16 protein-coding genes are annotated in these 15,722 nt (G+C 37.9%); 14 read left to right on the top strand and 2 right to left on the bottom strand.

The features are described 5' to 3' along the window. The first annotated feature begins 144 nt into the window (after nt 1-144). Nucleotides 145-330 (top strand): hypothetical protein, encoded by a 186-nt coding sequence (locus ACFYKX_RS21100; RefSeq protein WP_389363317.1) that lies wholly within the window; start codon nt 145-147, stop codon nt 328-330. A gap of 753 nt (nt 331-1,083) precedes the next feature. On the opposite strand, the gene ACFYKX_RS21105 is transcribed toward ACFYKX_RS21100, so the two are convergent. Further along, nucleotides 1,084-3,252, bottom strand: a complete 2,169-nt coding sequence (locus ACFYKX_RS21105) for an MMPL family transporter (RefSeq protein ID WP_389363319.1) — start codon at nt 3,250-3,252, stop codon at nt 1,084-1,086. 207 nt (nt 3,253-3,459) lie between these two features. Here ACFYKX_RS21105 and ACFYKX_RS21110 point away from each other — a divergent pair, with 207 nt between their 5' ends. From ACFYKX_RS21110 to ACFYKX_RS21120, 3 genes are all read left to right on the top strand, one after another. Then, a complete protein-coding gene (locus ACFYKX_RS21110; RefSeq protein WP_389363321.1) occupies nt 3,460-4,143 on the top strand; it encodes a DUF421 domain-containing protein in 684 nt (227 codons plus the stop codon). A gap of 191 nt (nt 4,144-4,334) precedes the next feature. Further along, on the top strand, nt 4,335-5,042 hold the full coding sequence (locus ACFYKX_RS21115) for a DNA alkylation repair protein (protein ID WP_389363323.1): 708 nt from the start codon (nt 4,335-4,337) through the stop codon (nt 5,040-5,042). 55 nt (nt 5,043-5,097) lie between these two features. Continuing rightward, nucleotides 5,098-5,514 (top strand): hypothetical protein, encoded by a 417-nt coding sequence (locus ACFYKX_RS21120; protein WP_389363324.1) that lies wholly within the window; start codon nt 5,098-5,100, stop codon nt 5,512-5,514. Between the two features lie 120 nt (nt 5,515-5,634). Here ACFYKX_RS21120 and ACFYKX_RS21125 read toward each other — a convergent pair whose 3' ends face one another. Beyond that, nucleotides 5,635-6,261 (bottom strand): nitroreductase family protein, encoded by a 627-nt coding sequence (locus tag ACFYKX_RS21125; RefSeq protein WP_389363326.1) that lies wholly within the window; start codon nt 6,259-6,261, stop codon nt 5,635-5,637. A 246-nt stretch (nt 6,262-6,507) separates the two neighbouring features. On the opposite strand from ACFYKX_RS21125, the gene ACFYKX_RS21130 reads away from it, so the two are divergent. The 10 genes from ACFYKX_RS21130 (at nt 6,508) to ACFYKX_RS21175 (ending at nt 15,691) form a co-directional block, all read left to right on the top strand. Continuing rightward, complete coding sequence (locus ACFYKX_RS21130; RefSeq protein WP_389363328.1) at nt 6,508-7,827, top strand: MFS transporter; 1,320 nt, start codon at nt 6,508-6,510, stop codon at nt 7,825-7,827. Nucleotides 7,828-7,947: 120 nt separating this feature from the next. Beyond that, a complete protein-coding gene (gene wrbA, locus ACFYKX_RS21135; RefSeq protein WP_389363330.1) occupies nt 7,948-8,553 on the top strand; it encodes an NAD(P)H:quinone oxidoreductase in 606 nt (201 codons plus the stop codon). A gap of 90 nt (nt 8,554-8,643) precedes the next feature. After that, the gene (locus ACFYKX_RS21140) at nt 8,644-9,315 is read left to right on the top strand and encodes an oxidoreductase (RefSeq protein ID WP_389363331.1); all 672 of its coding nucleotides are present in this window, start codon (nt 8,644-8,646) and stop codon (nt 9,313-9,315) included. Between the two features lie 216 nt (nt 9,316-9,531). Next, entirely contained in the window at nt 9,532-9,876 is a 345-nt protein-coding gene (locus ACFYKX_RS21145; RefSeq protein WP_389363333.1) for a metal-sensing transcriptional repressor, read from the top strand. Between the two features lie 65 nt (nt 9,877-9,941). Continuing rightward, entirely contained in the window at nt 9,942-10,148 is a 207-nt protein-coding gene (copZ, locus tag ACFYKX_RS21150) for a copper chaperone CopZ (protein ID WP_389363335.1), read from the top strand. A gap of 89 nt (nt 10,149-10,237) precedes the next feature. Further along, entirely contained in the window at nt 10,238-12,655 is a 2,418-nt protein-coding gene (locus tag ACFYKX_RS21155; protein ID WP_449257606.1) for a heavy metal translocating P-type ATPase, read from the top strand. A 68-nt stretch (nt 12,656-12,723) separates the two neighbouring features. Beyond that, a complete protein-coding gene (locus tag ACFYKX_RS21160) occupies nt 12,724-13,599 on the top strand; it encodes a hypothetical protein (RefSeq protein WP_389363337.1) in 876 nt (291 codons plus the stop codon). 268 nt (nt 13,600-13,867) lie between these two features. Next, entirely contained in the window at nt 13,868-14,350 is a 483-nt protein-coding gene (locus ACFYKX_RS21165) for a GNAT family N-acetyltransferase (protein ID WP_389363339.1), read from the top strand. 27 nt (nt 14,351-14,377) lie between these two features. After that, nucleotides 14,378-15,331: a phosphotransferase enzyme family protein gene (locus ACFYKX_RS21170; RefSeq protein ID WP_389363467.1), complete on the top strand. Its 954-nt coding sequence runs from the start codon at nt 14,378-14,380 to the stop codon at nt 15,329-15,331. Between the two features lie 12 nt (nt 15,332-15,343). Continuing rightward, the gene (locus ACFYKX_RS21175) at nt 15,344-15,691 is read left to right on the top strand and encodes a DUF4260 domain-containing protein (protein WP_389363341.1); all 348 of its coding nucleotides are present in this window, start codon (nt 15,344-15,346) and stop codon (nt 15,689-15,691) included. Nucleotides 15,692-15,722 lie beyond the last annotated feature (31 nt).

The raw sequence follows: 15,722 nt of genomic DNA on the forward strand, positions 1-15,722 counted from the left end.
CGGACAGGAGAGGAAGCAAAAAGCTGGTAGCAGTTCGAAGTTGAAGTAAGTTCGGACAGGAGCGAAAGGAAAAAGCTGGCGGCAGTTCGAAGTTGAACCAAGTTCGGACAGGAGCGAAAGGAAAAAGCTGGCGGCAGTTCGAAGTTGAGCCAGGTTCGGACAGGAGCAGAGGCAAAAAGCTGGCAGCAGTTCGAAGTTGAGCCAGGTTCGGACAGGAGTAGAAGGCAAAAGTCGGCAGCAATTCGAAGTAGAACGAGGTTCGAACAGGATCGAAAGAAAAAAGCGGCGAAGAGTCAGAAGGTAAACCAAGTTCTGACAAAAGCAGAATGAGAAGGCAGTGAAGAGTCAGAAGATGACCCAAGTTCTGACAGAAACAAAAAGAAAAAGCGGTTAAGAGTTAGAAGATGACCCAAGTTCTGACAGAAGCGGTATGAAAAAGCAGTGAACAGTCAGAAGATGACCCAAGTTCTGACAGGACCAGAAAGAAACAGCGCTGAAGAGTCAGAAGATGACCCAAGTTCTGACAGGACCAGAAAGAAACAGCGCTGAAGAGTCAGAAGATGACCCAAGTTCTGACAGAAACAGAAAGAAACAGCGCTGAAGAGTCAGAAGATGACCCAAGTTCTGACAGAAGCACAAAGAAAAAGCAACGAACAGTCAGAAGGTGACCCAAGTTCTGACAGAAACAGAAAGAAACGGCGCTGAAGAGTCAGAAGATGATCCAAGTTCTGACAGAAGCACAAAGAAAAAGCAGCGAAGAGTCAGAAGACAAACTAAGTTCTGACAAGAGCAGAAGAAAGAAACGACGAAGAGTCAGAAGATGACCCAAGTTCTGACAGAAGCACAAAGAAAAAACGGCGGAGAGTCAGAAGATGGGCGAAGTTCTGACAGAAGCCCAAAGAAAAAGCAGCAAAGAGTCAGAAGATGACCCAAGTTCTGACAGAAGCACAAAGAAAAAGCAACGAACAGTCAGAAGATAACCCAAGTTCTGACAGAAACACAAAGAAAAAGCAGCGAAGCGTCGGAAGACAAACCAAGTTCTGACAGAAGAAAAGGAAAAGAGCTTAAGACTGTCAGAATACACTAATGCCAGCTCTTTCCTTTTTGTATCTCCTTGCCGAAAAACCACCAGTTCCAGTCTCCCATTAGTTTCATCAATGACGGGACTAAAATCATTCGAACAATGGTTGCATCAATGAAGATGGCTAGCGCTATCCCCACTCCCAACTGCTTAACCGGCATGACTCCTGTAAAGGCGAAGGCTCCTGTAATGACAATCATAATAGCTGCAGCAGAGGTGATAATTTTACTCGTTGAGACTAATCCGTTCAGTGTTGCACGGTCATTATCTCTGGTTTCGGAATATTCTTCATGAATCCGTGAAATTAAGAAAACTTCGTAATCCATGCTTAGTCCAAAAACTAAACTAAACACAAAAACGGGTAAAATAAGTGCAATATCAACAGGTTCTACTCCAAAATGTCCACTCTGAAAAATCCAAACGATTATACCAAAAGTAGCACTAAGGCTTAGGACGTTCATGATAATGGCCTTAATTGGGATTAGTAGTGAGTGAAATGCAAACATAAGAATAAAAAAAGTTGATAAGAGAACCACTACAAGCCCATAAGGAGCTTTGTCAATGATCTCATCAAATATCTCCTGTTCAAATTTGGCTGTTCCACCTAAGTAAGTAATTACTTCAAACTCTTCCTCTGACCATGTTCTTACCCATTCCTGGGCTTCATTCCTTGTTATATCTTGATCTAAATAGACATTAACTACCATCATACTACTTCTAACATAATGATCAAAAATTGGTTTCATTTCAGGTGGAATACCGTTTTTCACCATTGAATGGAATACTTCGGGTTCTTCAACCCCGGTAAGGGAAAAAGGAGATTCTATCATTGATACAAACGGATCTTCTTGAATTTTTGATATAGCTAGCTGAGCATTTTTTAGTTGCTCTACTCCCGTAATTTGCCCTCCATCATTAGTTTCCATCACGATGGTAACTTTGTTTTCATCGCTTTTGGATTCATCTACGAAATACTCTTGATACTTATCATAAGCTTGCCTTGACTCATACTTCGTTGGTAAAGAGTCGATACCAGGTACCGAAAGCTTCATATCCTTAACAGGAATTAAACCTATCAACAATATGCTAAGGGAAAAAATAAGCATAATCATAGGTCTTCTCATTACAAATCTTGCAAAACCAGTCCAGATTCCTTCTTTGTTTCCAGTTTCTTTTAAAACACTGAGTGAATTGATTCTTGGACCAAGTAAACTTAAAATGGCAGGCAAAAAAGTAATTGCACATAAAGTAGAGACAAATACTACGGTCATTCCTCCGAGTGCTACATTTCTAAAGATATCAATATGAATAAACATCAATCCAAGTAGCCCGATGAATACACATAATGCCGAGAAGACTACAGACCGCCCCGCAGTTGCGACTGTAATTTTTACAGCTTCTTCAACTGAGTGCATCTTTATCTCTTCCTTGAATCGGTTAATGAACAATAAAGCAAAATCAATACTGAGTGCTAGTCCAATCATAGGAACGATATTTAAAATAAAAATAGACAAATCGAATTGATAATGAAAAAAGTATACGATTCCCATCGTAATTAAAATGGTGACGACCCCTATCACTAGTGGAATGGTAGCTGCTACAATACTCCCGAATGCAAAAAGCAAAACCAATAGCGCAATTGGTAAGCCAATCATTTCTGCCTTTGCTAAATCTTTCTGACTAGCTTCGTTCAAATCCTTTGCAATAACCGGTTCTCCCGTAATTTGAACCGTCATCCCATCTGCATGATGGAGCTTTTCACGGATTTGCGAAACAACATCTCCCATTTGATCAGCGGGCTGATTGAATGAAAGAATGCCATACGCAATCTGATCTTTTATCATTCCTTCTTGATCATAAGGTGTCACTGACTTTTGAATACCACTTATCTCTTCTATATTATTGAAGGCTTGATTGATGAAATCCTTCCATTCTGACGAATCGACATACGGTTCTTTTTCGAAAACAAGTATGATGGTAGAAGCTGACTGTCCAAATTCATTTTCTAAAATAGCCTTTGTCTGCTGATATTCACCATCATAGTTAAAGCCATTTCCACTTAAAACAGAAGGTAATTTTATTGCATAAAAACTAAAAGCAACAATGACTAACACCCAGATCAGTAAAACACTTTTTCGATAATGAAATACAAATTTGCCTAATGTGCTCATAATAACCTCCTAGATGCTTACAATACCAAGTATTCGCATATTTAATCCGAAGAATAACCACATTTTTAACTTGTCTGGTTTTAATGGGTTAGCCAGTTGTTATAGTTTTGAAGACCTCAAAGGTAAAACGTAACGAAAGTAAGAATAGAGGACATTCATTTAACAGAACTTATAATAGCAAAGGAACAATTTCGAGTAAGGAGTGATATGGTGAGCTTTGGTGAAATCGCACTTAAAGTCATTGTTGGTTTTATTGCGTTATTTTTATTAACAAAAATCTTAGGAAGAACACAAATATCCCAAATTACTCCATTTGATTTCATTTCTTCTCTGGTGCTAGGTGAGTTAGTCGGAAGTGCTGTTTTTGATAAAGAAGTAAAAGTCATTCAAGTTTTATTTGCCTTAGCCTTGTGGGGGATTCTCGTTTTACTGATTGAATATACTACTCAAAAAGTTAAGAGTACTAGAGGTTTTTTCGAGGGAAAACCAGTAATGGTCATACATGAAGGGAAGATTATTAGAGAGAATCTAAGGAAGCATAAACTCGATATTAATCAACTTCAACAACTGCTAAGAGGAAAAGGCGTTTTCTCCATTCGTGAGGTGGAATTCGCTCTTTTAGAAATGGATGGATCTGTAAGTGTTTTAAATAAATTCAACTATGGTCAACCAGAACGTCAGGACCTACAGCTTACCCCAAAAAGTGTTAATCTATCGGTCACACTAGTGAACGACGGTGAAATCGTATATGACAATTTACGTGAACTAGGGTTTGATGAAAAGTGGCTTATGAATCAACTAAAAAGTCAGGGTTATACACAGACAAAGGATATCTTTTACGCTGAATGGGAAAAAGATGAAGGAATGTTTATCCAGGGGTTTAATGCGTGAATAGAGGAGTTAGGGTGATTAACTAAAGAGAGTTATAAATAATAGCATTATTTTTAGCACACCGCATGGGTGTGTTTTTTGCTGTGAGTAATGGAAGCTTTTTTATATTTGAATTAATTTAATGGTAAAATTAATAGAATTGAAAAATAATTAGTTGTCTACGGAATAGATACGGAAGGAAGTCTAAAATTATGGATTTCGAAATCGTTATGAGGGAACTTGAAGCCCTCGGCAAGGAACGAACTAAAAAAATGTACATTTCTAATGGTGCACAAGAGCCACTTTTTGGCGTAGCAACTGGTGCAATGAAACCAATCGCTAAGAAAATCAAAATGAATCAACCACTAGCTGAAGAGCTTTATGCTACAGGTAACTATGATGCTATGTACTTTGCAGGGATTATTGCAGACCCTAAATCTATGACAGAATCGGATTTTGATCGTTGGATGGATGGAGCGTATTTTTACATGTTGTCCGATTATGTGGTAGCAGTAACGTTATCAGAATCAGATCTTGCACAAGAGGTTGCTGATAAATGGATTGCAAGTGGTGACGAGTTGAGAATGTCAGCAGGCTGGAGTTGTTACTGCTGGCTTTTAGGGAATCGTAAAGACCATGAATTTAACGAAAGTAAAATTTCTAACATGCTTGATATAGTGAAAAGTTCAATTCATGATTCGCCAGAGCGGACAAAATCTGCTATGAATAATTTTCTATACACGGTGGGTGTTTCATTTATACCGCTACATGAAAAGGCAGTTGAAACCGCAATGGAGATAGGTATCGTAGAAATGAAAAAGGACGAGAAAAAAAGTAGTATCTTAAATGCTTTTGAAAGCATCCAAAAGGATAAGGATAAAGGGAGACTGGGGTTCAAGCGTAAATATGTGAGGTGTTAGTAGCAAAAAAGAATGAAGAAAATCTTTCCGTGATTTTATTGAGGTGGTGCACAGCTTGGAATTTAAGGATTTAGTGGAAATGGACGAGTATATTGCGTTTGAAGACATCTCCGAACCAAGAACAAATGGGATAAGATTACGGATTAAAATCAATGTAAGTAAAAATGAAACAGACCTATTAATTTACCCTGATGGTGATTGTAACGTTCAGACACTTGAAATAGCCTTTCCTAATTATGTAACCTATTCTGTCGTATACGACAATTACACAACGTGGAATGAAAGGGACGAATTTATTGGGAATAGGTTTAGGATTTACAAAAAGTCAAATTATCTTAACTTTATTGAAAAAGAATATAGATTAGGTCCGGAGTTGTCTCGTAAAAAGCTTACTCACTATTCCTTGGCTTGTTTTGAACATAAAGTTGATGTCATTTCATTTGATGAACCAAGTATTAATGAATTAAAATAAACACAGCTTTTTACTGACTGGTGCTAAATTATATAGCAAAATCGCTAGGAAATACCCTAGCGATTTTTTTATATCTTGTTACAAAACTTTTAATGGTAAATTTACGGTCTCACAAAAAGTTTAATGGTACTTTACAATCTTTTCTAAAGGGTGTCGATGATGAGGATAGCCTTCGCTTTCTGGCTTTCCTACTGGGACCATGGCAGCAAAATGTACGTGGTCTGGAAGGTTTAGTAGTTCTTTAACCTTCTTTTGGTCAAAACCAAGCATCGGTACACTTGAGTAGCCTAGTCCTTGTATCGAAACTAACATAATTCCAAGTGCGATATTTGTTTGCGTAAGTCCCCACTGTCCACGTTCCTCAATGCTTAATCCATTAAAAAATTGTGCGAGATTGGCAACCTCTTGCTCCTTTTTCTCGTCAGGTAACCCAGGGTGTACCGTATCGGCTAAATTGGATATGACATCCTCCATGTCACTCGTAACGACAAAAACAACGGGAGCAGAAGTCACTTGTTTTTGTCCATAAGCGGCGTCCTGCAATTTCTCCTTCAAACTATAATCCGTTATAACATGTATTCGCCATGGTTGAAGGTTCCAGGCACTTGGCGATAATCTTACGAGTTCGAGAATCTCCTCAATATGCTCCTTTGGAATCGGATCTTGACTGTATTGTCTAATACTATGTCTAGTTTCAATAGCTTCTTTAATAGACATTGTTTTTTCCTGAGTCATTTGTGAGGTCATTCCACCAACTCCTTTATAACGAATAGTAGGTTATTCCCTACATGCTTTAGTATGGTCGTTTAGGGATTGTTCAGCCTACTTTTAAAGCAACACTTTTATCCAGAACTCCAGCAACAACATAATCCTTGAACATAATAAGAATTTCAGGGGACATAATGAGAATAAAGCATTCTTTTAATAAGAAGATTAGTTAAGGTACACTAGCCAATAACATTTTCTCAAGTGAAACAAGGGAGGGATATATAGATGGAAGTAACAAACAAGTCGAAATTGAATGGACCGATGAGATTCTTATTATTAGGTGTTTTATTATCTCACCTAGGAACATATATGGTCACCCCCATGTTACCCATTACGTTAAAAATGGATGCAGGTCTGACTCTGGTACAAATCGGAGCCATTTTAGCTGCTATTGCGATTTCCTTTCAATTTGGAAGTATTATTGGTGGTGTCTTGGCAGATCGTCTAGGGAGAGGAGTCGTTATTGGATTGGGGGCGATTATTGCAGCTGGTGGATTTATCGGATTTGGTTTTTTTGAGGGATTTACATGGCTGCTAGTAATGGCTGTAATTACGGGGCTAGGGAACGGAATTAATGCTCCGTCAACAAAGGCTGCAATAGCTGCTTTAGCATCAACTGAAAACAGAACCACTGCCTTTTCAATGAGAGGAATTGCTGCCAATATAGGAGTAGGTTCAGCGGGATTAATTATTTTTTTCCTCATTACTGGTTCTACAAAGATCATTTTCTGGATAGCGGGGATCATTTATATCATTTTGGCGTTAGTTAGTTGGTTTTTTATCCCTAATCGATGTGGGGAAGCACCATGTCCTCCCGTACCAATAAAGTCTTACGGAGAAGTTCTAAAAAACAAACCTTTTTTAGTATTTGGGGGAGTTAGTATTCTCATTTGGGCTTTGTACGCTCAGCTCTCTTTAGCATTACCTCTAGTAGCAACTGAAATTTTGCCTGACCCTAAAAATGTGGCTCTTGTTTGGACCATAAATAGTGCAATAGTGATTTTGTTTCAGAGGGCTGTGACAAAGTATTTTATAAATCGCCTCCATCCATTAACCGCACTTGCCATTGGCGTTTTAGTGGTTGGGATTGGAGTAGGTTCTTTATATTTCTCAAGTAGCTTCATTCATCTGGTGTTTAGTGGTGCAATCTTTGTGTTTGGAGAGATGATGATTTTGCCAACTGTAGATAGTACGGTTTCGCAGTTGTCTAAAGCTCAATTAATTGGAGTATTCTTTGCCTTAGCGAACGTAGTATCAGGGTTAGGGGAGGCCGCTGGAAAATCTGTTGGAAGTAGATTATTAGAAGTGGGAAGTGTGACCCCATGGCTTACCTATGCTTTAACAGGAGTTAGTTTATTTTTTATCGTACTTCTATTAAAAAGATGGAATCCTTTGAATCGTTCCTTAATAGATGCTGCTAAAAGCGAAGACAAACCAGAAAGCGCACCTAGGGTTCCGATTATTCCATCTCAAAATCGGTCGCATCCATACAACGATTGGGTACCAGAGATTTTTTTCCGTAGAAAGCCCCATACTGAAAATTAAAGTGGGGCAGTCCCAAATTAAGCATAAAAAGAGGTTTACGCAATTTTTAAGGTGGAATTAAAGAAATAGACAAGTCAGTTAAAAGCTTTAAGACGGAAAAGGAAAAGGGGTTGTAGACATATGTCAAATGTAAAACTTGCAGTTATATACTATAGTTCAAGTGGAACAAACTATCAACTTTCAAAGTGGGCAGAGGAAGGTGCGAAGGAAGTAGGGGCAGAAGTAAAAGTATTAAAAGTTCCTGAAACAGCACCTCAATCAGCGATAGAATCCAATCCTATTTGGAAAAAGCATGTTGAAGCCACTAAAGATGTGCCAGAAGTTTCCTTGGATGATTTAGAATGGGCAGACGCTATCATATTTAGTGTTCCGACGAGATTTGGGAATGTGCCATCACAGATGCAATCCTTCTTAGATACTACAGGGGGCTTGTGGTTTAGTGGGAAGCTTGCTAACAAAGTGGTGAGTGCTATGTCCTCTGCGCAAAATTCACATGGAGGACAAGAAGCAACGATATTGTCCTTATATACAACGATGTTTCATTGGGGAGCAATTGTAGCTGCCCCAGGATATACAGACCCTGTTATTTTTAAAGCAGGAGGCAATCCTTATGGAACTAGTGTAACTGTTGATCAAGATGGAAAAATGAAAGAAGATGTAGAAGCGGCTGTAAAACACCAAGCAAAAAGAACGGTAAGTATTGCAGAAATGGTCAAGGGGAAATAAAATTTAAAACTATTCGGAAAAGGCAAGGGTAACTCCTTGTCTTTTACTACTTAATATACGCATAATAAGAGTAAAAAGGTGAGGATTATTTTGAAAGAAAAATCTGCTCTTATCGCCGGTGCGACCGGTTTAATTGGTAGCTCACTGCTTCAAAATTTGCTAGATGGAACTGAATATGAAAAAGTAATTGCGATTGTTCGTTCCCCTCTTAATATTAGTCATCCAAAGTTGATTGAGAAAATTGTAGACTTTAATGAATTAGAGACATATAAGGAAGTCTTTGAGGTAGACGATGTTTTCTGTTGTTTAGGGACCACGATTAAGAAAGCAAAAACTCAAGAGAATATGTTCAGAATTGATGTGGAGTATCCTTTGTCGATTGCAAGGTTAGCAAGTGAAAGAAATGCAAAGCAGTATTTTCTTGTTAGTTCGATGGGGGCAGATCCAAATTCATCGATTTGGTATTCAAAGATGAAAGGAACACTAGAGCAAGAACTTAAGAAGATCCCATTCGAAACCATCTCTATCATGCGACCTTCTCTCCTACTGGGTCACCGCAAAGAGTTTCGTCTAGGGGAAAGGGTTGCTAGTGTCCTTTCTAAGCCATTGTCATTTCTATTTTTAGGACCGCTAAAAAAATATCGTGCCATTGAAGCATCCACTGTTGCGTTAGCAATGTATAAAATTGCTCAAAGTAACAAGAATGGAATTAAGATATACGAATCGGAAAAAATTCAGAAGGTTGCAGAGAATTACCAATAAATGAATTCATTATTTTGTTGATTTTTCATACAGTTGCAAAACTTTTAGAATTGTATAATAAATTGGACGGATTCTTAAAGGCTAATATTTGCTTTATAAATACGTGTTTGAAACAGTGGATTTTAATCGTTTTTAAAAAAAATGGAAAAAAATATATTTTTGTCTTTACATAGGTTAGGGGGGTATGGTAAATTATAAACATAAGGAGGTTATCTTATGAATTTTGATGATTCTAATGATGAAATCTTAGAAATAGAACCTTGTTGTTCTGGTCACCATGATCGTGCTAGTCACCACTCTGAAAAAGTGAAAAAAAGCTTAATTAACCGCTTGAATAGAGTTGAGGGACAGATTCGTGGAGTAAAAGGTCTTATTGAGAAAGATACTTATTGTGATGATGTAATTGTTCAAATATCGGCTATTCAATCAGCGCTAAATAGTTTTTCGAAAGTACTACTTGAGGCTCATTTGAAGAGTTGCGTTACAGAAAGAATTCAAGAGGGTGACAAAGAAGTGGTAGATGAGCTTCTAGTTACTATACAACGATTAATGAAGAAGTAAGGTCTTTAAGTATTATCACAATTAATAACAAATAATAGAAAACATATGAAATGGAGAGATTATTCATGGAAAAAGTAACTCTAAATGTTGGCGGAATGTCTTGTGGACACTGCGTAAATGCAGTAGAAGGTAGCGTTGGAAAATTAAATGGTGTTTCAAGTGTAAAAGTAAACCTTGCTGAAGGTACTGTAGACGTAGAATTTGATTCAGCTACAACTTCATTAGAAGCGATTAAAGAAACAATTGATGATCAAGGTTACGATGTAGCTTAATTTTTTATAATAAGAGAGAACGTGCGATTTAAGCACGTTTCTCTTTGGAGTTTTATATACCTATAAGGGGTATAAGGAGGTAGAGGAATGTGAGTCAGCAAATAAAAGAGATAAACTTTCCAATTACAGGGATGACGTGTGCAGCATGTTCAAACCGAATTGAAAAGTCTTTAAATAAGATGGAAGGCGTCGAAACCGCTAGTGTAAACCTTGCATTAGAAAAGGCAAACATTAAATATGACTCGACCGTTATAAAGCCAGATGCCTTTGTGAAAAAAATCCAAGATTTGGGCTATGATGTCATTACTGAAAAAGCTGAGTTCGATATAACAGGGATGACGTGTGCAGCTTGTTCGACAAGGGTTGAGAAAGGGCTTAACAAACTTGATGGAGTTTCTAAAGCTACTGTTAACCTAGCTTTAGAAACTGCAACAGTCGAATATAATCCTTCAGAAACTAGCGTCGATGCGATGATCAAAAAAGTCGAAGCTTTAGGATATAAAGCGACGATTAAGAGTGATAAAAAACAAGATGTAGCTGAACTTAGAGAAAAAGAGATTGAAAATCAAAAGGGTAAATTCATTTTCTCACTCATTTTATCTTTCCCGTTATTATGGGCGATGGTCAGTCACTTTAGCTTTACATCATTCATTTACTTACCAGATATGTTTATGAATCCATGGGTCCAATTAGCATTAGCGACACCGGTTCAGTTTGTAGTAGGGAAACAATTCTATGTGGGAGCATATAAAGCTCTAAAGAATAAAAGTGCCAACATGGATGTTTTAGTTGCGCTAGGTACTTCTGCAGCTTACTTCTATAGCTTATATTTGTCTATTATGTCTATTGGATCAGGCGCACATATGGTAGAGCTTTATTATGAAACAAGTGCTGTTTTGATTACACTTATTATCCTTGGGAAACTTTTTGAAGTAAGAGCTAAAGGGCGCTCATCAGAGGCGATTAAAAAACTGATGGGTCTACAAGCAAAAACAGCAACAGTTGTTCGGGACGGTGTGGAGCAAGAAGTTGCTTTAGAGGACGTAATGGTTGGAGATATTCTCTATGTTAAGCCTGGTGAGAAGGTTCCTGTTGATGGTGAAATTATTGAAGGTCGCTCTGCACTTGATGAATCCATGCTGACAGGAGAAAGCGTTCCTGTAGATAAAACTGTTGGGGACTCCGTAATCGGTGCAACTATTAATAAAAATGGATTCTTAAAAGTTAGAGCAACAAAGGTAGGACGTGACACGGCTCTAGCACAAATTATCAAAGTGGTAGAAGAGGCTCAAGGTTCCAAAGCACCTATCCAACGCCTAGCCGATCAAATTTCTGGAATCTTTGTACCGATTGTCGTTGGGATTGCGATTATTACATTTTTAGTCTGGTTTATTTGGGTAGACCCAGGTAACTTTGCCGAAGCTTTAGAAAAACTTATTGCTGTACTTGTTATTGCATGTCCATGTGCACTAGGATTAGCGACACCAACTTCTATAATGGCAGGTTCAGGGCGTGCAGCAGAGTTTGGAATTCTTTTTAAAGGTGGAGAACACCTGGAAATGACTCACAAGCTTACAACGATTCTTTTAGATAAAACTGGTACAGTAACAAACGGTGCTCCAGTCTTAACTGATGTTATGGTTGAAGATAGTGTAGATGAAGAGAATTTCTTAATGCTTGTTGGAACAGCTGAAAAACAATCCGAGCATCCATTAGCGGAGGCTATTGTTGCAGGCATCAAGGAAAAAGGAATTGAGCTAACAGATGTTAGTGAATTTGAAGCAATTCCTGGTTATGGAATTAAAGCTACTGTAAACAATTCTGTTCTACTTATTGGTACTAGAAAATTAATGGCTCAAAATCATGTAAGTGTAGAACATGCTTTATCCATAATGGAAGAGTTAGAGGGTACAGGAAAAACAGCTATGCTCGTTGCTATAGATGGTAAGTATGCTGGTTTAGTTGCCGTTGCAGATACAATTAAGGAAACTTCTAGAGCAGCGGTTGCCCGACTAAAAGAGATGGGCCTCGAAGTTGTCATGATTACTGGAGATAACAAGCGTACAGCAGAAGCGATCGCAAAACAGGCTGGAATTGATCATGTTATTGCAGAAGTCCTTCCAGAAGGAAAAGCGGAAGAAGTTAAGAAGCTACAGGAGCAGGGCAAAAAAGTTGCGATGGTTGGGGACGGAATTAATGATGCTCCGGCATTGGCAATTGCTGATATTGGAATGGCAATTGGTACTGGTACAGATGTAGCCATGGAAGCAGCAGATATTACGCTAATCAGAGGCGACTTGAATAGTATTGCAGATGCGATTTTTATGAGTAAAAAGACAATACAAAATATTAGACAAAACTTATTCTGGGCATTTGCTTATAACACTTTAGGGATTCCGATTGCAGCGCTTGGCTTCCTAGCACCTTGGCTAGCAGGAGCAGCAATGGCGTTCAGTTCAGTATCGGTTGTGTTGAATGCACTTCGTTTGCAGAGAGTAAAGTTATAATTTGAAGGGCGGGCTACTATAAGGAAACGTAGTACCTGCCCAACTACCTTAGTGAAGGAGTACTTTTTATGAAAAAATGGATGTTGTCAGCCATTGTATATTTACTGGTCGTTATCGGAGGTTATATGGTGTATGATTCCGTTGCAGCAGAACCACCTGTGGAAAATAACCACGGGGAGGAACATGAGGAAGTTACGGATGATGAAAATGCTGAGGAGTCGCATGGTCATGAAGAAGAGGATTCAAATGCCGAGGACCATGGGGAAGGTGCATCACATGAACATGAAGAGGGCACTGATAACGGTGTTAGTGAAGTTAACGTAGCCTTAAATGTAGATAACGATACTATGATTATTGATATTCAGGATATGGATCAAAAACCCGTATCTGAGTTAGAAATTAACCATGAAAAATTGGTACATTTAATTGTGGTGGATGAACATCTGGATAAATACTATCATTTACATCCAGAGCAAGTTGGTGAGGGCAAGTTCCAGGTGAATCAAGAGCTGCCAGAAGGTTCATACAAGGCTTTTGTAGATATTAAACCTAGCCATCTAAATTATGTAGTATCACCTATTGCTTTTACAATTGGTGAAGAATCCGAAGGGCACGCACATGGTGAATTAACAGCTGATGAATCTCTTACTAAAGTGGTGGATGGTCACCAAGTAACATTAATCCCTAGTTCGTTAGTTAGTGGTGAAGCTGTTACACTTAACTTTGACATTAAAGATGCTCAATTAGAGCCATATTTAGGAGCAATGGGTCATGTGGTGATTCTAGATCAAGCAGCAAATGAATACTTGCACGTTCATCCTGCCGATCATGAACAACCAATCTTTGAAACAACGTTTTCAGAGCCTGGAATCTACAAGATTTGGGCAGAATTTAAACAAAACGGGAAGGTTTCTGTGTATCCATTTGTGGTAGAAATTAAGTAAGAGCTTGGGAACTATGTTTCCAGGCTTTTTTTTCAGTTGTTTTTACATAGCAAAATAGTGTTTTGCCTAATATATCAAACAGAAAAGATCATTTATGTAACAAATTCCAGAATTTATGCAACAAAAATTGAAATATATGCACGATTTTCTTCACATATCGATTATTCGACAAAGTCAAACGAAAGATCTAGAACAAACGAAACTGGAAATTGTTTTTTATATTGTTAAAGTTTAGGATATTAGTATACAAAGATTACGGAGGAATAGGATGATGATTATTCTAAAAGATGTAAACAAAGACAATTGGTTTGATGTGATTATGCTTAGAAGTGCTGAAGATATGAAGAATAAGATTTTTGAGAGAGACATTGCCTCCAACTGTTTTTCCTTAGCGCAAGCTAGCATCGATCACAATTGGACAACGAAGGCCATATACAATGATGAAACGCTAGTTGGCTTTACCATGTATGGGTATTCCGACGAACTTAAAGGGTATGAGCTATGTAGAATTATGATTGATTATAATCATCAAGGAAAAGGATATGGGAAACAAGCGCTAAAGTTGATTTTGAAAAAAATGAAAGAACAGTATGAAGATTGTGAGCGTGTCCTTCTTACTTTCCATACAGAAAACGAGCGGGCGAAAACGGTATACGAGTCTGTTGGGTTCGAAGATACAGGTGAAGTAGTAAAACACTTTGTAGAGGAGTATATTTATTCTTTTGACATGGGAAAGGTTATTAGTCTTTGAGAGTTAGGGGAGTGCACCTTGGAAAAGATGCTATTAAAAATAATTAATGAAAAGTATCCGGTTCAAATTGAAACCATAGAAAAAGTAACAAATGAAATGTATCGTTGTCTTGGTGCAGATGGCAGTTGGTTTGCTCGTGTTACAAAATACAAGACTTTTGATGAGCAATTGGAAGAGGTTAGTTGGACGAATTATTTAGCTGATCATCAAATTGGCGTGGCTCCTTCTGTTACCTCACTAGATGGAAATATTGTTGAGAAGGTCCTCATTCCAGAAGAAAAATATCTGGTATTATTTGAATCTGCACAAGGAACACATGTTAAGAGAATGGATTGGAATGCCTCGATTTTAAAAAAGTTAGGGCGTCAAATAGGCGCCATGCATCGCGTGACAAAAGAGTACGAAGCAACCCATCCCATCCTTCATTTAAATGACTGGCATGAGAACGAAGAGTATCAATTTCTAAAGTACATCCCAAAAGAAGAGAAGATGATAAGAGGGATAGCGGATAGAATTTTATCGGAAGTGAAAGCATTGCCAAAGACTAGGGACACCTATGGATTACTCCATGGTGATGTATGGCTAGAAAACGTGCTTGTTGCCAATCATTCTAAACTGACGGTTATTGACTTTCAAGACTGTGAAAAACACTATTACCTATTTGATTTAGCCGTACCATTATATTCTGCACTTGAATTTACGTTTGCAGGGAGCGGCAATATAAAGGATTATGCTCAATCCATTATGGAAGCTCTTATTGAGGGATACCTAGAGGAAAATGAGATACCATTTGAAATGATAGAAAAACTCCCACTCTTCCTTAAACTAAAAGAAATGTTTGAATATAGTTTAATGCATATGTATTTGAATAAAGAAAGATTAACAGAAGAAGAGGTTAGAATCTTTAACTTATACAGACTTCGTTTGGAACACAACTATTCACTCGATTTAAATTTTGATTTTTTGAAAAAGTACCAATAAGGTGGGGTATGTTTGAATAAGCTCTTTTTGCATATTGAAGGTCTAACCGTACTTATTCTTAGTATTACTGTCTATGCTTATCAAGATTATAGCTGGCTACTATTTTTCATTTTGTTATTTGTTCCAGACCTCTCCATGATGGGATACGCATTTAATAAGAAGATAGGAGCACTTGTTTATAATGCTTTTCATACATATAGTCTTCCTATTCTGATCCTGGTTTTGGGGGTTGTCATGGAAAATCAAACGTTATTGTCCATCGGAATCATTTGGACTTCCCACATAGGAATGGATCGAGTGCTGGGTTACGGTTTAAAATATCCCACAGATTTTAAAGATACACATCTTAATAGGGTGTAAAATAAAGAAGGGTGAACTTTTTAGTTCACCC

Origin of the sequence: Cytobacillus spartinae, from assembly GCF_042865285.1 — a bacterium.
Taxonomy (GTDB): domain Bacteria; phylum Bacillota; class Bacilli; order Bacillales; family Cytobacillaceae; genus Robertmurraya_A; species Robertmurraya_A spartinae.